Annotated in this window: 15 protein-coding genes and 2 pseudogenes; 11 read left to right on the forward strand and 6 right to left on the reverse strand. The window is 49.9% G+C overall.

All coding sequences use genetic code 11. From position 1 onward, the window contains the following. The first annotated feature begins 203 nt into the window (after positions 1–203). The 4 genes and pseudogenes from P353_RS16090 to P353_RS30340 all read left to right on the forward strand — a co-directional run. Complete coding sequence (locus P353_RS16090; protein WP_034371587.1) at positions 204–1,154, forward strand: PDR/VanB family oxidoreductase; 951 nt, start codon at positions 204–206, stop codon at positions 1,152–1,154. Between the two features lie 39 nt (positions 1,155–1,193). Next, entirely contained in the window at positions 1,194–2,258 is a 1,065-nt protein-coding gene (locus P353_RS16095) for an aromatic ring-hydroxylating dioxygenase subunit alpha (protein ID WP_034371507.1), read from the forward strand. Positions 2,259–2,456: 198 nt separating this feature from the next. After that, entirely contained in the window at positions 2,457–3,818 is a 1,362-nt protein-coding gene (locus tag P353_RS16100; RefSeq protein WP_034371510.1) for an MFS transporter, read from the forward strand. A 521-nt stretch (positions 3,819–4,339) separates the two neighbouring features. Then, positions 4,340–4,500, forward strand: a pseudogene (locus P353_RS30340) (IS30 family transposase); the annotation flags it as partial. Positions 4,501–4,585: 85 nt separating this feature from the next. On the opposite strand, the gene P353_RS16105 reads toward P353_RS30340, so the two are convergent. After that, positions 4,586–5,173, reverse strand: coding sequence for a TetR/AcrR family transcriptional regulator (locus P353_RS16105; protein WP_034371513.1), 588 nt, complete (start codon positions 5,171–5,173; stop codon positions 4,586–4,588). A 34-nt stretch (positions 5,174–5,207) separates the two neighbouring features. After that, entirely contained in the window at positions 5,208–6,563 is a 1,356-nt protein-coding gene (locus tag P353_RS16110) for a dihydrolipoyl dehydrogenase family protein (protein WP_052084890.1), read from the reverse strand. Between the two features lie 273 nt (positions 6,564–6,836). Here P353_RS16110 and P353_RS16115 point away from each other — a divergent pair, with 273 nt between their 5' ends. The 3 genes from P353_RS16115 to P353_RS16120 all read left to right on the forward strand — a co-directional run bounded on the left by P353_RS16115 (position 6,837) and on the right by P353_RS16120 (position 9,814). Then, positions 6,837–8,627 carry an AAA family ATPase gene (locus tag P353_RS16115; RefSeq protein WP_052084891.1) on the forward strand — a complete coding sequence of 597 codons (1,791 nt, stop codon included), beginning with the start codon at positions 6,837–6,839 and terminating at the stop codon, positions 8,625–8,627. A gap of 124 nt (positions 8,628–8,751) precedes the next feature. Continuing rightward, entirely contained in the window at positions 8,752–8,946 is a 195-nt protein-coding gene (locus P353_RS29260) for a hypothetical protein (protein ID WP_157839607.1), read from the forward strand. Between the two features lie 52 nt (positions 8,947–8,998). Beyond that, entirely contained in the window at positions 8,999–9,814 is an 816-nt protein-coding gene (locus tag P353_RS16120) for a hypothetical protein (RefSeq protein WP_034371516.1), read from the forward strand. Positions 9,815–10,036: 222 nt separating this feature from the next. Here the strand turns inward: P353_RS16120 and P353_RS28255 are convergent, their stop codons facing one another. Then, entirely contained in the window at positions 10,037–11,032 is a 996-nt protein-coding gene (locus tag P353_RS28255; protein ID WP_080750577.1) for a Bug family tripartite tricarboxylate transporter substrate binding protein, read from the reverse strand. Between the two features lie 112 nt (positions 11,033–11,144). Continuing rightward, positions 11,145–12,260, reverse strand: a pseudogene (locus P353_RS29960) (amidase family protein). 31 nt (positions 12,261–12,291) lie between these two features. Here P353_RS29960 and P353_RS16130 point away from each other — a divergent pair. Beyond that, positions 12,292–12,567, forward strand: a complete 276-nt coding sequence (locus P353_RS16130; RefSeq protein ID WP_052084893.1) for a hypothetical protein — start codon at positions 12,292–12,294, stop codon at positions 12,565–12,567. A gap of 43 nt (positions 12,568–12,610) precedes the next feature. Beyond that, positions 12,611–12,943: a TSUP family transporter gene (locus tag P353_RS16135; RefSeq protein WP_232776570.1), complete on the forward strand. Its 333-nt coding sequence runs from the start codon at positions 12,611–12,613 to the stop codon at positions 12,941–12,943. 113 nt (positions 12,944–13,056) lie between these two features. Here P353_RS16135 and P353_RS27575 read toward each other — a convergent pair whose 3' ends face one another. Together P353_RS27575 and P353_RS16145 are read right to left on the reverse strand one after the other, a co-directional pair. Further along, positions 13,057–14,106, reverse strand: coding sequence for an HNH endonuclease signature motif containing protein (locus tag P353_RS27575; protein WP_157839609.1), 1,050 nt, complete (start codon positions 14,104–14,106; stop codon positions 13,057–13,059). Between the two features lie 170 nt (positions 14,107–14,276). Then, complete coding sequence (locus P353_RS16145; RefSeq protein ID WP_034371522.1) at positions 14,277–15,947, reverse strand: hypothetical protein; 1,671 nt, start codon at positions 15,945–15,947, stop codon at positions 14,277–14,279. Between the two features lie 725 nt (positions 15,948–16,672). Here P353_RS16145 and P353_RS29265 point away from each other — a divergent pair. Continuing rightward, positions 16,673–17,500, forward strand: a complete 828-nt coding sequence (locus tag P353_RS29265; protein ID WP_157839610.1) for a hypothetical protein — start codon at positions 16,673–16,675, stop codon at positions 17,498–17,500. Positions 17,501–18,462: 962 nt separating this feature from the next. After that, positions 18,463–18,858 carry a GFA family protein gene (locus P353_RS28270; RefSeq protein WP_034371525.1) on the forward strand — a complete coding sequence of 132 codons (396 nt, stop codon included), beginning with the start codon at positions 18,463–18,465 and terminating at the stop codon, positions 18,856–18,858. The last annotated feature ends 59 nt before the right edge of the window (positions 18,859–18,917 follow it).

An 18,917-nucleotide genomic window follows, 5' to 3' on the forward strand; every position in this document is an offset into this window, starting at 1 on the left:
TATCTCAACCAAAGTTACGCGACTAATCAGTCAACTGTGAACAGGATCATGAACATGAGCCATCAATCGAGCAGCCGCTGAGCGCCGCGTATCGGATCCATCTGCCTGGTAGCGACAGCTATGTACAGGCAATCCACTTACAGCCAAGGTCCATGACGCTCAGTGTCAGGGAGAGGCTTTGGCTTTTCAATAGAGAGTCCCTCATGCTAGAGCTTGTTGTTCAACGTCGAGTGCAGGAGGCTGAAGACATCATCAGCCTTGACTTCATCTCTGCGCAAGGAATGGTTCTTCCTGCATTTGCACCTGGAGCCCACATTGATCTTCATTTGTCGAATGGTCTAATCCGGCAGTATTCCTTGTGCCATCCAAGCGAATCCCAGTCTTCGGGCAAGTACACGATCGCAGTTCAGCGCGAGAAAGAGTCACGTGGTGGCTCGATCTCCGTACACGAGCAACTCACGGTTGGCTCTAGAGTTCAAGCCAGCGAACCCAGAAATCTGTTTGAGCTGGTGCCTGCTGCGAGAAAGCATCTGCTTCTCGCAGGAGGGATCGGGATTACGCCGCTGATCTGCATGGCGCAAGCACTCGCCCTCAAGCAACATGACTTTGAGCTTCACTACTTCTGTCGGTCTCAGGCCCGTGCGGCCTTTGGTGATCTGCTGAGATCGGAGTCCTTGGCACGGTCAGTGCATTTGCACCTTGATGGCAATGCTGACGTCCATCTTGCAGAAATATTGAAAAGGCCAGATTCAGACACTCACATCTACGTGTGTGGTCCAAGTGGCTTTATGGACTGTGTGCTTGCTACTGCCTCGGAGCGTGATTGGCCATCTAGCAATGTTCACAAGGAGTTCTTTGCCGTTGACTCATCGCCGCAGGAAGGCGATCAGTTGTTTGAAGTGCAGATCGCCAGCACTGGACGCCGATATGAGATACCTGTCGGTGCATCGGTATTCGAAGTACTTGATCAAGCTGGTCTGGATATCCCCGTGTCTTGTGAGCAAGGCATATGCGGAACCTGTGTGACTCAGGTACTCGATGGCATTCCTGATCACCGCGACCAGTATCTGACGGATGCAGAAAAGGCCATGAACAAGTGCTTCACGCCTTGCTGCTCCCGAGCCCACAGCAAGCTGCTGGTGCTCGATCTTTGATTCCCGCTGCCCCACCACGATTTTCCAAGGAGACCAACGATGACCACCATTTCGATTCATCCCGTTCGAGAGAACTCTGCGCAGGAAAGGAGCAAATTTCCTCTCAATCAGTGGTATGTCGCAGCACATTCATCCGAACTGGCAGACAAGCCGGTCGGGCGTAAGTTGCTGGGAGAAGCGGTGGTGCTTTTCCGCTTGGGCGATGGCACGGTGGCGGCACTGGAGGACCGTTGCTGCCATCGCGCCTTGCCTCTGTCCTCTGGAACGGTGGAGAGCTGCGGATTGCGCTGCGGCTACCACGGCCTGCTCTACAACAACGAGGGCAAGTGCATAGAGATCCCCGGGCAGGAAAAAATTCCATCCAAGGCCAAAGTTTTGGCCTATCACGTCCAAGAGCGAGATGGCCTCGTTTGGATCTGGTTCGGTAAGACAGAGAATCCTGAGCCTCTGTGCGACGCGCCGTCGTATCCGGTACATAGCTCGCCCGAGTATGTCTACGGAGGTGACGTCTACCACTACAACGCACCGTACCAGCTCATTCATGACAACCTCTTGGATCTCAGTCACCTCGGGTATGTGCATCTGCACACCATCGGGGGCAACGCCAAGCTGCATATGAATGCGGAGATGAAGGTCGAAAGCGAAGGAAACTTTGTCAGAGTGGTTCGCTATATGCCTGACTCAGTACCGCCTCCGACTTACTCTGCCGCTTATCCTTTCAAGGGGAATGTGGACCGATGGCAGGAGATAGAATTTCGCGTATCTCATCTGCTTATCTGGACGGGTGCCGTCGATCAGGGAACAGACGCTATGGACGATCCGCAAAGAGGTGGCTTTCACATGCGTGGCTTTCACGGGGTTACGCCAGAGAGTGAAACGACCTGTCACTACTTTTGGACCATGGCGACCAATCCGATCAAGGACGTAGAGGCAGTCAAACGCAAGGTGCTGGAGCAGACCGAGCTCACTTTTGACGAGGACAAGGTCGTGATTGAAGCGCAGTATCAGAACATGGTTCGCTTCGGCCCCAAGTCCATGATTGATATCCATGTCGACGTGGGAGCGAATCGCGCTCGACGGATTATTGAAAGATTAATGGCCTAACTCCCAATGCGAAAGGCATGAGCTGTTCTGGCTCAATCCTCTCCAGCGCACCTCTGCATCAACGGTAATCAGCCGGTATCTATCCCGCATCTGATCATCACCTAAATCCGCTTCATAAACACCGAGATGGACTGCTTTAGCTATGAGCAGGCCCAGGCCGAGCTACGCCTGACGTAGCAACTTACAAAGGAGACAACCATGAACCTTTCAGTCGTGGGAAAAATGGATGACAAGCCGATGTCGGCATACCAATGGTTTGTCATCGCCCTATGTTTTCTCATCAACATGCTCGATGGGTTTGATGTGCTGGTGATGGCGTTCACCGCTGCTTCAGTCGCCAGTCATTGGGAGCTCAGTGGCGTACAGCTGGGCTATTTGCTCAGCGCAGGCCTTGTGGGTATGGCCCTTGGTTCCCTGGTTATCGCCCCTTGGGCTGACAGGATAGGCCGACGGCCGCTCATCATGCTGTGTATTGCGATCGCTGGCGTTGGCATGCTGGCATCTGCATATGCACAGTCCGCAGTCCAACTGGGCGCACTGCGGCTGTTCACCGGTCTGGGTATCGGAGGCATTCTTGCCAGCAGCTATGTGATCGCTGGTGAGTACGCATCTAGTCGCTGGCGCGGCCTAGCCATCAGTTTGCAAGCCACGGCTTATGCCTTGGGGGCCACGATTGGGGGACTGATTGCAACGCAGCTGATCCCTAGCTTGGGCTGGCGATCGGTATTCCTGTATGGCGGGGTGGCGACCCTGGTGACCCTGCCGGTCATGTTTTTGTGGTTGCCTGAATCGTTGGATTTTCTGATTGCAAAGCGTCCCTCTAATGCGCTTGAGAAGATGAACATCATTCGATCGAAAGTGGGCCTGGAACCTTTGGCGCAAATGCCCGCTTTCAATCAGTCGGCGGCAACTGCAGGAACGAACCGTGTTGCCAGCTTGCTTGCACCGGGACTTGCCGCATCTACATTGCTGATTTGGGCCGCCTTTTTTATCGTCATGTTCGGCTTTTACTTTGTAATGAGTTGGACCCCAAAGCTGCTTGTGACAGCGGGCTTGTCCAACCAGCAGGGTATTACTGGTGGCGTTTTGCTCAATGTAGGAGGCATTGTCGGTACGTCGCTGATTGGCTTCCTGGCTGCTAAGTACCGCCTGTCAAGGGTGCTCATGCTCTACCTCGTCATTAACGCAGCATTGATGTGTGCGTTTGTGAGCCTGCTTGGTAACTTGGGTATGGCATTCGCGACCGCCCTGGCCATTGGTGTGTTTGTCAACGGATGCGTGGCCGGCCTCTATGCTTTGACACCAAACATCTACACAGCGACGCAGCGCGTTACAGGGCTGGGGTGGGCAATCGGCGTGGGACGCATCGGTGCGATCGTCTCGCCGTTGGTGGCGGGAAAGCTCATTGACGCGAGCTGGAAACCGGACCAGCTCTTTTCGCTCTATGGTCTTGTCTTCTTGGGGGCAGCTTTAGCCATTTATCAACTACATCGCAGGAATACAGCTTCAACTGCTTCTCAGTCGTTGGCAATGCATGACGCACCCAAAACAGTCGATTAATACGATCATTTGACCGACTGATTCTGGCCGGTAAAAGACAACTCAGAGCGACCGAGGCTGTTGCGGCGCGCAGAAGCAGTCGCTCAGCCCATACACGGCAAACCGCGTAAGCGAGCGGCCGGTTCCGTAGGTGCAGCGGCTGCTCAGGATCTGCGTCGTTCAATGACTGGTGTTGGAGGTTGCTGCCGCTCAAACATTGGATCGTGAATGACTCAGATCAGTCTAGACCTGCCGTTCGCGGCCTAGCATCGGACGACAGCTTCTGGCCGAATTCAGTCGGTCACGACCGGCCTGGTCAGCCACAACCGGTGCAGGCGGTCAGCTGGAGCGGAATACGCATTTACCGGCTCTCCAAACGCCGCTGGTCGATCAAGGGGTAATTCTCCAGCCCAACTGCCTAATTCACGACTAGCTACGCACCGGTCCACTTATAGAACTGATGCCGGGGTTCCGCGTGTACGAACTCGGCATCGAAGTCTAACTCTGTGCCCGCAGAACCCTTGACAGAGCAGTACGAATGAGACGCCAATGGCCCACTCAGGCAGTACCTCCCCAAGGGCAGGGATCTCTCTCGCTACTTGCGCAATGATGCGGACCAATTGCGAGGGGCGTAAATGTGCGGCTCAGAAAAACCTTAGGGTGTATAACAGCGGCTGAGATGTTTAACGAATGCGTTGCATAGGTCAGAAGAATCCACATCCTCATATCGCCGCTGTTCAACTCAAGCACCCTCAGTCAGTGCAGCGCACATCAGCTTACCTCGATAGCTAGTCCCCGCAGTCAAGCGTACCTACAATCATCTCGGTTAATAGCTTTACCGCCACTTCTTGGTTTACCTCTTTCAACATCACAGCACGTGCCACTGCATCTACCGCGCCAAACAATGCGATGAATCGCAACCTTGAGTTCGTCGAAGACACATTGCTCAAAGGTTCCAGGATAGCCATATAGGCCTCTACAAAGCTATCCCGAATTCTGTTGCACAAGGCTTCTTGACCTGGGTAAGCATGAAGCGCGGCAACGATGGCCTCGTATGTAGGACCAACAGTCACCGCACACTCAATATAGGCCTCTACCGCAATTCGTGCGGCCTCTGGAAGCGACTTAACCTTGTCATCTATAGCCGCTCTTGTCGCAGCAATCACTTTGTCGTCATAACGGCGATAGAGTTGGCTGAGAAGACCTTCCCGTGTCGAAAAATGTTCGTAGGTGATTGGCTTGCTGACGCCTGCATGCTCGGCCAAAGTAATGAGCGTAAGTGCATCAGTTCCCTGTGCTTGGACGATTTCGTCTGCGACCTGAAGCAGTTGCTCACGCCGCTCATCCTTTGTCATCCGCTGTGGTCTACTCACCATTGACTTACTCATTGTTTTGGCCGTTACTATGCAATTATGTTGGGATCCGTTCCGCAGCATCTAAGCCTAGTGAGAACAGCAATTCGCTATATCCTGGATAAGGATGAATAGTACGAGCTAAGGACTGCAGAGGAACCGCGTGTTGTTGCATAACCTGTAACTCACCGAGCAATTCACAAGCCCGTTCACCGACGATACTGGCGCCCAAGAGAAAGCCCTGTGCATCGCAGATTACTTTGGCTCTCCCCACAGTTTTCTGATCAACAACAGCTCTGTCCAGATCTTCATAGCTCGCAACAAACACCTCGACTCCATCCCCGCGCTTCTGACGAGCCTGCTCCTCTGTAAGACCTGAACGTGCGAACTCCGGCTCAGAAAATGTGCACCAAGCAACACCGTCCATGCACACAGGCTCAAGAACCTTGCCATAAAGATTTCGGATTACTTGACGTGCTTGGTGACCTGCCGTGTGAGAAAAAAGGTATGGACCAACTACATCGCCGACTGCGTAGATGTTAGGAACCGAGGTCTGACAAAATTCATCGACGCAAATACCTTGCTCGTTGTGCTCAACGCCAACAGCCTCAAGGTTGATGGCACCGACATTTGCGCGCCGGCCTAACGCCACCAACAAAGCTTCTGCGCGTACTTCCGTAGATCCGTTAGGTGAATCCATCCGAACAAGGACTCCAGTCCCTTCTTCAGTTATTTGCGTTGCAGTACTAGATGTACGTATGCAAACACCATCAGCAACGAGTTGTTGACTCACGATATCTGCCAACTCTCCATCTTCACGAGGGAGCAAGGAGTTAGCTCTCTCTACTAAAGTTACGCCCACACCCAGCCGCTGCAGCGCTTGCGACAGCTCAACGCCGATGGCCCCTCCCCCCAGTACAACTAAGCTTTTTGGAAGTTTATCGAGTTGAAAAATGCTCTCGTTCGTCAGATACGCAACTGAATCGATACCGGGTATAGCCGGGATTGCAGCTGACGAGCCAGTAGCAAGAATGACAGCGTCTGCTTCAATGCGCTGGCCATCGACATCCACGCAATTCGCGTTGATGAAGCGTGCATCGCCTTGAACATAATGAATGCCAGCATCAATCAAAGTTGAAACCGACTCGCCTTGATGCGCCGACTCAATCAACTCGCGAACCTTACGCATGACAGCGCGACTATCAACAGCGATGTCAGCGAACTTGCGAGCGACTGTGATGTCTTTTGCCATTTGTATGAGTGCCTTGCTTGGGATGCACCCTGCCCAGGTACATTCTCCACCCGGCTTGTAGCGCTCAATGAGTGCTACCTGCTTGCCAAGTGCCACAGCGGCCCTTGCGCTATTTAGACCTCCCGCACCAGCGCCAATAACTATCAGATCGAATCTTTTCATAAACCATCTACTCCTAGTTGACTTTAGCTTTGTAGGCAAACTTCACAACTTACCATTGGTAAGTTACCTTTGGTAGGTTAAAAAGTCAAGCAGTGCTTGTCGAAACACCTTAGCAATCCAAGGCTTTAGCAGTGTTGAAGTCCCCCTCGGATGGAAATGCACTCCTAGCTCGAACGCTGATGCAGCGCTCTTACTGCTGGGACGTGACAACCTGAGCCAGGCTGCGGCTCTGCCTGCGACTTAGGGCAGGTAAAGTGGTACCCAGGAGATCACATGCACATCAAAAAAATCACATTGCACCGCTTTAAGCAATTCCGCGACGCGGAGATTGAACTCGAGCAAGGCCTATCACTCGTCGTTGGGGGCAATAACTCTGGCAAGTCTTCCATCCTTCAGGCGCTTGCGACGTGGCAGTTTTGCAAAACTATGCTCGAAATCGAAAAGGGTCGATCTAGCTGGTTGCAGACTAAGGCGAAGACAGGGTTAGGCATGGGCATCGCGGACTTCACGCCGATGCAGATACCGTCGCTGACGCACCTTTGGACGAACCTAAAGACCAACAAAGACAAGGAACCCGACGGCTACACGTTGAAGATCGGCGTTTATTGGAATCTCATCGACGGACAAGAGCGACACTTAGAAATTGGACTCTCGCAAGCCAACGACAGACTTTTTGTTAGGACAACCTCAACCAACTTGCTGCCCGCCGAGATTGCCCATCCAAACGGGGATGCGGTAGAGGGCAACGTTCCCCGCGTGGGTTATCTGCCTCCATTTGCAGGAATTACCGATCGCGAAGGACGACTGACGCCTGCAATGCGAGAGCGCCTGATTGGACAAGGCCTGTCAGGCGGGGTGATTCGCAACGTATTGTTCGACTTGCACGAACACAACAAGAGGGAGCGAGTGCGCTTGCGAGGCGACGGAACAAAGCTGAAAAGCTCGTCACTAAAGTGGCTTCGAGAGAATGATCCGTGGGAGATCCTTCAGCGAACCATGCAATCAATTTTTGCAACCGATCTTAAGCTAGTACCCTTCAACGAGCGATTTCACAGCTACATCCGCGTTGAGAGCGCAAAAGGCGAACTCAAGGGTGACAAGTTCACCCGATTTCCAAAATACACACCACGAGACCTCATGGTCGAAGGTAGCGGCTTTCTCCAATGGTTGAGTGTCTACGCACTTGCGCTATCACCAGACGTTGACGTTGTGCTGCTTGATGAGCCCGACGCCCATCTGAACGCGACTTTGCAGAAGGAACTACTGATGTCCCTTGCGCATGTCGCCAAAGTCCGCAACAAGCAAGTGCTAATGGCGACCCACTCTCCTGAACTCATCCGCTTTTATGACCACAATAAGATTCTTGCTGTAGCGGACCGCAAGGCAAAATATCTTCAAGAGGATGTTGGGAAGGTCAAGGTCCTGGGAGGTATCGGGACGATCCATACACCTACCCTTCACTTGCTTATGGAGCACAAGCGGATGCTCATCTTGGAGGCAGAGAGCGATTGGCGATTCCTCCAGTTAATTGCCCAACAGGCAAACTTCGTTTGGCCGAAGAACATCGTTCCGTGGTATTGGACTGGATCTGCGGGCGAGCGGCTGCAGCTCTATCGGCAGCTTCTGTCTGAAATACCTGGGCTCAAAGCCATCAGCATCCGCGACCGTGATGATGAGCCGGACGCAACTGTCGCGGCAAATCTTCTCGATAAGTCGTACCTCTCGAAGGAAGCCAACTTTACCGCCATGAAGTGGCGTAGAAGGCATATCGAGAACCACCTGCTATGCGTAGCAGCGATCGCTCGCGCCGCCGGCTGTCCTGAAGTAGACGTCGTGGCCTTCTTCGCCAAGCACGCCTTGGTCGTCCCGGCAGACCCGACTCCCAGCGACGTAGCTCCGGCTATTCGTGACGCGCATGGCAAGGAGATCTTCATCAGCGGTGACTCAGTCCTCAAGAACTTCAGCGTGACAAGAGAGGATGTCGCCAAGAACCTCGCACAAAATGAGGTTCCGGTGGACATTCAGACGTTCTTCTCAGCACTGACCGTGCTCGCGCAGATCTGAGCTGTACCATGTTTGTGACTCGTCGCGAACGACAGTACCGCGACGTACGACATCAAAGCAAAAGTGGATACCGCTAATCAGGTACGCGAGCGCAGTTATTGTCGATCTGTTGTGTCAGCCGCCTATGCCGCCCATCACTGACAAACTTATGGGCATGGATGCCATGCTCATTAAAGTAGCTACACCCATTCGCCAGATCATGTCATTTATCGCGGATATCAATTTATTAGATTTAGATCTTCCAATTAATACATCATCGGCTCTTGCATTATCATATCTAGCAATTCATCAAGATTTTTCCATGCATTGCCCGCAATAATTCCAAATTAGACTCACCAACTTTTTATTGCAGAAGGGTTCACATAAAAATAATGGCCAAAAATGAAAGTCTCCAGTTTTATCTTAGATTATTAAATCAAAAGCATTCACAGCTCGTTAGTGAATTAAATAATCTACTCCGCGCTTTGTCTGCTGAGAATCCGGATAGAAAGAAAGTTGTTGCTGAGAATATGCTACAAGCATCTAAAGATCTCAAAGCGACCCTCTCAAATTCTGATGTCCCAGACTGGCTTACGAACACCATTATATATCTAGGACATTTCTTGCAAGGAGCCCACTCCAGTTTTGACTTATTAAGTGGAATAATTAAGGTAAAAAGCCAGATAGAGAGTCATCGCTGGAAATTTGAAAAAGACGACGAATCTGCATTTGATTTTGATTCAATTTTCGAGCACTACAAAAATGAAAGTCGCCTTCCAGATCTATTTAATCAAATAGTAAAAATTCTTGAAGAAATAGAGCAAAGTGGTGAAATAGACAGCGTCACTATGATAAAGGCTCTAGGGAAATTGATTGCAACTTTCAAAGCGAGTAAGGATGGATCGTACTTCGCAATAAATAGTGCATGGGAGTTTCTTATGAGTTTCCTAAAAAATTATATGTGGGCAGAGCTAGCAAAAATTCCTGTACTTGGCACGGCATTAGAAGCTCTGGAAAAAACCATAAAGGAAACTAATGAAGAAATGTTCAATCTACACCAGAAGGTTCAAGCATCTATGAGCCAAGCGGTTGAGTCAGAAGTAAAAGCATTAAAGGATAAAGCAAAATTTGGCTTCATTGGCTATAATAAAAATGGTAATTTCCAAGAAACTACAGAACCTCGCCTTTTACCAAACATAAGTGCATAGTCGCCAAATTTCAACCGAGCGACTCAGCATCCTTCGGACTACTTGCATTGCTCGGTATTCGGTCGACGATGTTGAATCGAAAATGCGTGTTGATGGTGGGTTTGAATTCGTCAAGTTTTTTACCGCGGATCACTCCCACCTGTCGGTTTGATGGACCAGCAAGCCCTAGCACTTGAGCGCACTGGAGCTTGCGTGGACATTCCTTACCACATCTAGGGTGTTTTAGGTTGCACTAGCTCCTGACTGCTCGACCAAAGTCTTCCAAAGTTTTTCTTGTTCCTTCCAGTACCTCAAAAGATCATCCGGACTTTTATCCGTGATTGGATCGATAGATTGAGACTTAAGTCGTTGCGCAAAGGCGGGATTGCTCATCACAGTATTTAGTTCTCGATTCAGATACTGAATAACCGACTGAGGTGTACCAGCAGGAACAGTAATTGAATACCAGTTTCTGGCATCAATTCCACTCCCAGGCAAGGCCTCGCTCATCCCTGGAACATTAGCAATTTCGGGGACACCAGTCACGCGGGAAGCACTTCCAACCGCCAACGCTCTAAAGCGCCCTTCCCTCAAATATGGGAGATTAATCGGAATAGCATCAAACATCATGTCAATCGAACCAGCGAGAAGGTCCGTAATTGCTTGCGAACCTCCACGATAAGGAACATGAACAGCAGAAATATTTGCCTTTTTAGTCAACAAATCCATATAAAGGTGGCTAATAGTTCCCGTACCAGATGAGCCCATCGTTAAGCGACCAGGATTTTTCTTAGCGTAAGCAATTAGATCATCCAAAGTGCGCCAGCCTTTCGATGCATTAACTACAAGCATAATAGTGCTCTGTGCCAAACGAGTAACAGGAGCCAATTCCTTCAGAGGATCAAAAGGCACATTAGATCCATACAGCCACTTGTTTCCACAAAGTACACTCGTGGATGCGAGCAGCAATGTGTACCCATCTGCCGGGGACTTTGCCACTGCATTACCACCTAAATTTCCGCCTGCTCCTGGGCGATTCTCAACCACAATGGGTTGTCCGATGCGAGGGGCTAGTTGGTCGGCTAGCATTCGAGCCATGAAGTCATTCGATCCACCTGCCGCAATAGGCACAATGATCTTGAGAGGGCGCGCGGGGTATTCTTTGGCGATTGCAGGCTTTGCTGCAGCAATCGCGATTGAGGCTGCTCCCGTGAATATTGCTTGACGACGAGTTACCATGGCTAATTCCTGTCTATCAGTGGAAATTTGTCTAGTTAATAAAATATCACTCCAGGGTTAAATCCCCTGAGATGAAGATCACATAGCCCTATATATCTTTTAAGCTACTTGACTAGGCTATAACTGGAGAAACTGACTTCTGCAGCCAGCTGGCATAGCTCGCCACACGAGCATCCATATTCTTAAATCCGATTACTTGAACCCCCATTGGAAAGCCATTTATTGCAATCAACGGGACGGTGACACAGGGAGCGCCTATTGCCGATGTCGCGGCATTAGCAACTGAATCACCTGTTGGTAGCGACGAAAGGGGTTCCCCGGGAATATCACCCTTCCAGACTGGCGCTACACCAGGAGATGAGGGCGCGATTAGCGCATCAACATGATGAGCCAGATTTGCCAGCGCTCTCTGCATGGCCTCACGCTCTTTCAACCGTCTGCGGTAGTCTTCCTGGGTCAGGTGCAGCGCGTTCAAATATCGCGAAACAGCACGATCGCTCAGCTTTCCAGGGTACATCGCGTTAAGATTCTTCTGGATCCAACGCACCTCATAGTTGCCTATGTCAGCAGATACCGGCCTGGCATTCGCCACGCTGGCTTCAAGCTCTTGTAGCAGTGGGAGATCTTTGGCTCGAATGATTTCGACACCGAGCTCCTGGAGAGCTACAAGCAACGTCTCAAATGCGCTGCGAGAAACCTCGTCCATTGCAGCAAAGCAACCGCCATCCTACACAGCGAGCCGAGAAGGCATGCTTGCGGGTGGAGGTGTGTCCGGTCCATAGAGTGCAGGAAAGCCCGGATCTCCACCGACACGACTTGTGATCGCTTTGGCAACTAGCCACATGTCTTGGAGCGAGCCCGCAAGCACGCCAGCCGTCAATTGAGACTGCTCTTGTAGCTCACCACGGTTGATCGCACCTTGTGTTGGCTTCAGAGCAAAACTTCCACAGTAGCTCGCAGGACGAATCACGGAGCCAACTAGCTGGGTGCCGATGGCGACAGGCACCATTCGAGCTGCAATAGCAGCAGCAGAACCCGATGAAGATCCGCCTGGGGTATGGTCAGGATGGAAGGGGTTGGTCGTAGGACCTGGTTGTGTCTGCGCAAGCTCCGTTGTAACGGTTTTGCCCAGAATGATTGCTCCAGCATCCCGCAATGCTTGTATCAAAGCACTATCCCGCCTAGGAAAGTGCCCCCTGTAAGCCTCGCACCCCATCTGGGTTGGCATGTCCTTGGTTTCAAAAACATCCTTGACCCCAATGGGCACGCTACTGAAATGTGGTGCCAACGCCAACCGACGCTACAAGGTCGAACCGCATCACTTGGCTGAATGGACCCCGACGCTGTTCGCTGCACAGGTCGGCGACATAGACATCTTCAAATCTTTGATCGACCATGGGGGAAACCCAGACTTGGTGCTGATGCAGTCTTCCGCTTTCGAAAGGTATGACGCCCTGTGGGTTGGAGTGGACCATGGGCGTCATGCCATCGTCGATTTCCTTGTGAAACGCGCCAGCAGCTCAAGGAGCGAGTAAGAAGTCCTCCGACTTTTCCAAGATTCGCTTCGACATCGGAGTGGTGGCATCCATCCTGGGCGTGGCGGGCGACGAGTTGCTGATCCCCACGCTGGTCATTCTGTTCGGGGCCGACATCAGGCTGGCCAGCAGCCTGCCCCTGGCGGTGTCGTTGCCCACCATGATCGTGGATTTCACCCGCTACAGCCGCGACGGCAGCTTTGCCGTGCTCAAGGCACAGAAGAACTGTGTGGTGGTCATGGCACTGGGCTCGCTGTGCGGCGCCTGGATTGGCGGGCTGCTGTTGGGTGTTGTGCATGATGCAGTGTTGCTGCCGATGTTTGTCCTGATACTGCTGATCTCGTCGGTCAAGGTCTGGCGGCACAAGGGCGCATAACTGCGATCTGGCCATGACTCTTTTCGCCAAATGCAAAGGGCGGCCTTCTGCAATTACCGCAAATTGCATTCACGCTTGCACTGCCTCAATCTTTTGATTATGAACTCAGGCCTCTAAATGCCAATTTTATTAACTACATGAGCAGCGGCTTTGTAAATAGCATCGTGGCGCTCATCATCAGAGTAATTCTCTACAAGCCGTTTGATGCCATCAACATCTTTTGAGTCTTCTGAAATTCTGACTGCAGCATCAAGAAATATATCTTTCACTAACTCACACTCACTGAAAATCTTATTCTTTTGGCTATCACTCATAGAGAAAGTGGACGCTAGAGCATCTTCTCTCAACAAGTCGAAGTAAATAAAGTTTGCCATAGACTCCGAAAAATAAACAACCTTTTTCTCTTTATCTTTAGTGAATTCTCTTTTAATTTTCCCATTTAACTTACAAACTGCGTACCACAAAGCACTGTGTGAGTTTTCGGAGTTTTTCCCGTATGCTTGCAAGCATTCATAGGCATGTTCTATTTCTTCAGAAAAAACATCAAACTTACCCAAAGGCTTTGAATGAAACTTAATTCTGTTAACACACTGGAATAAGAACTTAAACCAGTTTTCATCAAGAATATATCTTTTATCCTTAAGGCAATTTACGTTATTCTGAAGATGAAATGCATTATACGCAAGCTCGAATATATCTTCCAACAAGAATTTTTCACTAAGAGAGAATCCACTGCTTCGCCGTTTCTCTGCACCCTCTTTCCATTGGAGTATTTCATCTTCAGTGAATGTGCCCTTTGGGGCCTTGTCAATGTGTGTGTGGCAAGTTGGGCAGAGCAGTATTAAATTATGATAAGAATCATCTGAGACACCTTTGATTCCTCTAGGCCCATTCTCTTTTTTAGCAATAATGTGGGCCATTTCTCCAATATTATAGTTTTTCGTCTTAATTACTATGGTTAGGTCGTCGAGGCAATCAGGATTGGAACAAAACCCAGCCGCCCGGCCCCATAGAACTTTGAAATCGACGTCGGAAATGGCCATAATCACTTTTGAGAAATAAATGGAAATTTTAATCGCTGATTTTGACCCAACTGGGCGCGCAGCCGTCTCATAAATTCCACTGAATTGTCTCCAATCAGCTTGACGCAGTCTCGTGCGCAAGCACCTCCAAGAACTGCATCTGGCTGAGCTCAGTCGGTCGCCACCAGCGGACTGGTAAGTCGCAACCGGCACAGGCGGTCAATCCAACCGGAATACGCATTACGGGTCGTCGTGCCATGAAGGCAGCGCGCATAACTGCCTTGAGAGGGCCCTCTGACCAAGTGATGTAGTCACTCTTGATGGACGACAAAGCGCGCTCCTCTCGCAAGGGCATCCTTCGCGGCCGCGAGAGTGCTTGCAAATACTTGCGTTTCGTCTCTGAGGGAATAGTCCTGCCTCGCGTAGATGCGATCAAGCGTATCGATGTGATTCGTGTTCAGCCCTAAACCATATGGGTTCATGAGGTGGGCCGCAACTGAACGAGCAAGCGGTGCCAAATGGGCTTTGCGTGTGAGGCGCCGCAGCATGAACAAGATGCACTGTAGCAACTCAACTTGTAAGCGCTCTGATAACTTGTCTGAGGACAGCACACTCCGCATCACACCGCCCAGTGCCTCAGTTGCCTGAAAAGAGATGTACGCGTGGTGTCCAGCCTTAAGGTCTGGTGAATGGGCCAACCCTTCATCAGCGACTCGGAGGGCATCCTCTATCCAGTCACAAGTGACGGCCACAACGCAGTACAGCAAATAGCTAAACGGGGTTGCGAATTCATGATTCGCGTCGTCGGCCTCCACCGGTCGCATCTTTGAAAGAATCCTGTCGACTACATGTGTGACGTAGTGAAGCCAAAGATGGTCTGGGACTCGTTGATAGAGGCCTTCCAACACCATAATCCTGAAGAAGTAAATTCCGCTGTAGATCGGGCAACTAGACCTCCCATTTTCTTGGTACCTCAGCAGCGGTTTGTTGAGGTTATGTGCAAGTCCGTCATCAGACTCAAGGCGCATCAAAATTGCCTCTCCTACAGAGGAGTACACGCCTAGGTCGGCAGCGATCCCCACGTCCTTGCAATAGAAGTTTAGAAGTCGACTCTCGGGGGGAAGATACAAACGACTGCCTTCACGTAAGTTCCGGCTGTTGCGGATCTCCGTGAAAAATACGCTCGAAGTGTGGGCTAGAAGTGCCTGGAAGTACACGTCCTGAAAGTCCTCAACGATCGCGGTAAGACGCTTCATTGCAGGAAGGCAGAGGTACGGATGGGCTAGCGCAAGGTAGGTCACTAGATCGTGTGAAGAAAGAAGCTTCTTTAGGATCGCGCGCTTGCTGGCGTCGGCACCTTGCTCGTTGCTGATCGCCTGTGCCAAGCGCATCCGCCATCTGTGCGCTGTGCTTTCTATCGGCTCTGAGCCTTTGCCTGGCCCGTTGGCGCGTTGTAGCGCAAGGACTTCAAGCTGACTCTCAGAACTCGGTGCAACCCACCTGGCCAGTTTTGAGCGGTAATGCGCAACCTGGCTGGTCGCGACCAGCTCATCAAGATGTTGGGTGAGCAATTCACCAAGTTCGGCGAACTTTCGAGAATGGAGCAAAGACGTTGTTAGCTGCTCAAACAGTGGCAGCTTCCTATCGCTAAGCCGAAAGGTGCGTGATCGCACAAAGACAAATGCTGTTAGCGTCAAGAACAGCAAGTAGATCGCACCGTTCTTGTCCAACCCCCAGCGCCAGGGCCCGAGATCGGGGTAAGCGCCCAGTGCGCGCAAGACGTCTTCGAATACCAAGACATGAATTGTTCCAACGATCACAGTGAAGATCAGCCAGTCAAAGCGTGTCATACACAAGCGAAAGCTGAGCTTTGCGTTGGGAGAGATGACCGCCCATGCTGCAGCCACAAGTCCCAAGATAGTCAGCAGGTTGGTCGTGTCGATGGTCGGTGGAGCAGAGATAGGCATGGCTTCGACGGTCAAGAGGTCGGTAGAAGGCCGCCTCTCCTATCAGAACTTGCGGTTACCCATACCTAAAACGCCGAGTATCTCAGAGCAGCAGCTCTGCATCGCAGCGTGCAATGCTGCATGGTCGCCGAAGCGCTTGGCCCGGCCGGAATGGCACAACGGTACGCAACCGCTGAGCCGCCCACATTCACAGGCAAGCCGGAATGCCAAGGTGCGGGACAACGCGAAACTTCAGGTAGCACCGTTTTCTAACCACCCTTATTGGGCGCACAGTCGTTCAACACGACCTGGCGAAGCCAAGACAATGCGAGATCGTTGTCCGTGCGCGTATGCCAAGCCTGTTGGAAAGCCATTTAAGAACCGCAGGTCAATTCAGATCTATGCGAACTTAAAGCTTTTAATGATGTTTTGTGCTGCGTGTGGTTAGTGGTGCGACAACCAGCCTATTGAAGCTTAATCAACCTTGGAGTCCCAAAGCTACGAAACATCTATTCATGCAACAATTCCTGCATAAAATGCAAAAAATTGAATACGAATAGAGATTAATATAAAGGTAAGTCATCTGTTATTTTTTGCTCACCAAGCCAAATATTCTCTGCTCTATCGACGCATCTCAATATAAAATCATCACTCCAAAAATAAAATAATTATCAATTTTTTATATTTCAAAATATTAGATGAAAAATAAGGTATTTACATTTTATTAAAAACTATTAAAATGATATTTTTAAGGAGAGAAAATGATAATTTTAAGCGCCACTGAGAAATTAAAGAAAATAGAAAACATTCTTCAAGAAGAATATGATGGTGGTCGTCATTTATTCTTAGCTTATGGCTATACTGGTTATGTAGATGGTCTAGGGAGAAATATTGCAGAGTGGCTTAATAAAAATAAAAAACGCACATTAACTATGGTTATTGGGTTACACCAAGATAGAAAGAAAAATTTACTATTAAGTGCCATGAACGGCGAATACACAATTGATAAATTAGAGAGTGGAAAACTGAAAATTGAGAATTCCGGCGTCTTCGATTACATAGAGAAACTCACATCCGACATTGTAAAAAACCTAAAAGAACATGAGTTAATAATTGAAGACTTAGAGAGAAAATCTATTTTCGACATCAAATTTAGAAAGATAGGTGACGCGATGCAAGAAATATCCAATAGAATTAATTTTTACACCTATCCAGGATATCATGGAAAATTATTCTCAATAATATCAGATGAGTTAGAAGACCTGGAAGATTTAGAGGGTGAATGCGTTTCTGAGATTCGACATTTAATCATTGGAAGTGCAAATTTATCTGATAATTCATTTTTTCACAAGACAGAAGTAAACATATACTCGGATAATTTTACAATTGATAATATTGTCACAATAAGAGATATTTATAGAAAGCTATGCTTAAGAAAGGGCGGTAATCCCGAAGAAATATTGTTAGCTGCCGAATTCTCAAGGGAGGCTGAAAGTAGAAAAAATGAAGCCATAACTTGGCATATAGAAAATCTAAAAAAATCATATACTAAACAATATAATGATGCACATGGGTTACCCATTGATTAGAAATTATTCTAGTGGAAGGCATTTTGCGAATCGCTGCACAACAGAGGCTTGTTGACGAAGCGCCAATGACAGCAAAGGGTCGACAGCACTATTTCAACGCATGTGAAAGCTGTCACTTGGCCTGTAACAGCTTTAAGGGCCTACTAGGAAGACGAAGGTCAATGACTGCCGGGGGTAGCAGCAGCCCTTGACCTTGCTGAGTTGATCGACTGCAACCAGCTAACAAGCTAACAAGCTAACAAGCTAACCAGTGTCATTTTTCAGCATACAGAGCTAGATTATGCTGAGCCCTCCTTTTGAAGGACAGGGACTTAGCAATTAAAAATTACCTTCAAACGGAGTCCCATTTTTTGAATGCATCAATATTTTTTAATTTTTGATTTTTATAAGCCGGTAGTTATCTCAACTTATACTTCACAAAATCCCAGCCCATGGTTCCGACTGCAGGCACGCCATCTTCGGCAGTTGCAACTAGCGAGGTGGGACACACTGCCGAAGATCTTTAAATGAGCACAAAGGGCCAACGGCGCGGCATGCAATGGGCAGAGCTAAATCGGTTCCCGACAGTAACCCAACCGCAGCACTCCAGTGCAGCAAGGCCACCGCGATCCGCCTTTTGAGTCCCTTGGCAAAAAGTGCCCGTTCAGCCTCATCGTTGGCGTCAGGCCGTGGCGCCAACCTGAAATGCAGGCACTCCAGCCATTCCTCCAACGACAGACCACCTTTTCAGGAAAGGTTGCAACTGCACGTGTCCGCAACGCTTCCTAGCAAGCAGCGTCCCATACCGGTCATCCGGGAATCGACACGGGCGATAGCCCAATGAAGTGTTACAGCTATGCAGCGGACAAGAGTTTCGACCCAGAGTTGACATTCCATCACGGGCAACAAACCAAAGAAAACATTGCTCATTCACGAAATACTGTATTAATATACAGCATAAAATTCAGAATGAAAGATGAGTCATGTTCGCTGGTAGTTGCTGCTGCGGAGAGGTGAAGTTTGAAGTCACCAGCCTGCCGACCATGATCGGTACATGCCATTGCAGCCGCTGCAGAAAGATAGGGGCCAGCACCTTCGTATTCGTCAAGCGTAATGTCTTCACGTTACTTTCTGGCGCTGACTCCATCACCACATTCAAACCGGAAGCCCCTTACAAATACAACCGCTGCTTCTGTTCTCGCTGCGGGTCTGCACTTGGCGAGGTGACCTCAACCAGCGAATCGTTCCCCGTTGCAGCGAATTGCTTTGACGACGAATTGCCGCTCAGCAACCTTTTTCACGAATTCGTGCAAGAAAAGCCGAACTGGTACGAAATATGTGATGACGCGAAGCAGTTCCCTGGGCACCCTCATCAGTAAAAAACGTGGCAGCTCCAATACAGCACATGCGCTGGCGACAGCTTGCACTAGCGTCTCAA

Source organism: Comamonas testosteroni (genome assembly GCF_000761245.1).
GTDB classification, from domain to species: domain Bacteria; phylum Pseudomonadota; class Gammaproteobacteria; order Burkholderiales; family Burkholderiaceae_C; genus Comamonas; species Comamonas testosteroni_C.

Excerpts from the sequence above, each read along its gene's own strand:
- P353_RS16090 (WP_034371587.1), top strand. The coding sequence starts at position 204 with ATGCTAGAGCTTGTTGTTCAACGTCGAGTGCAGGAGGCTGAAGACATC.
- P353_RS16095 (WP_034371507.1), top strand. The coding sequence starts at position 1,194 with ATGACCACCATTTCGATTCATCCCGTTCGAGAGAACTCTGCGCAGGAA.
- P353_RS16100 (WP_034371510.1), top strand. The coding sequence starts at position 2,457 with ATGAACCTTTCAGTCGTGGGAAAAATGGATGACAAGCCGATGTCGGCA.
- P353_RS16105 (WP_034371513.1), bottom strand. The coding sequence starts at position 5,173 with ATGGTGAGTAGACCACAGCGGATGACAAAGGATGAGCGGCGTGAGCAA.
- P353_RS16110 (WP_052084890.1), bottom strand. The coding sequence starts at position 6,563 with ATGAAAAGATTCGATCTGATAGTTATTGGCGCTGGTGCGGGAGGTCTA.
- P353_RS16115 (WP_052084891.1), top strand. The coding sequence starts at position 6,837 with ATGCACATCAAAAAAATCACATTGCACCGCTTTAAGCAATTCCGCGAC.
- P353_RS29260 (WP_157839607.1), top strand. The coding sequence starts at position 8,752 with ATGCCGCCCATCACTGACAAACTTATGGGCATGGATGCCATGCTCATT.
- P353_RS16120 (WP_034371516.1), top strand. The coding sequence starts at position 8,999 with ATGGCCAAAAATGAAAGTCTCCAGTTTTATCTTAGATTATTAAATCAA.
- P353_RS28255 (WP_080750577.1), bottom strand. The coding sequence starts at position 11,032 with ATGGTAACTCGTCGTCAAGCAATATTCACGGGAGCAGCCTCAATCGCG.
- P353_RS16130 (WP_052084893.1), top strand. The coding sequence starts at position 12,292 with ATGGGCACGCTACTGAAATGTGGTGCCAACGCCAACCGACGCTACAAG.
- P353_RS29265 (WP_157839610.1), top strand. The coding sequence starts at position 16,673 with ATGATAATTTTAAGCGCCACTGAGAAATTAAAGAAAATAGAAAACATT.
- P353_RS28270 (WP_034371525.1), top strand. The coding sequence starts at position 18,463 with ATGTTCGCTGGTAGTTGCTGCTGCGGAGAGGTGAAGTTTGAAGTCACC.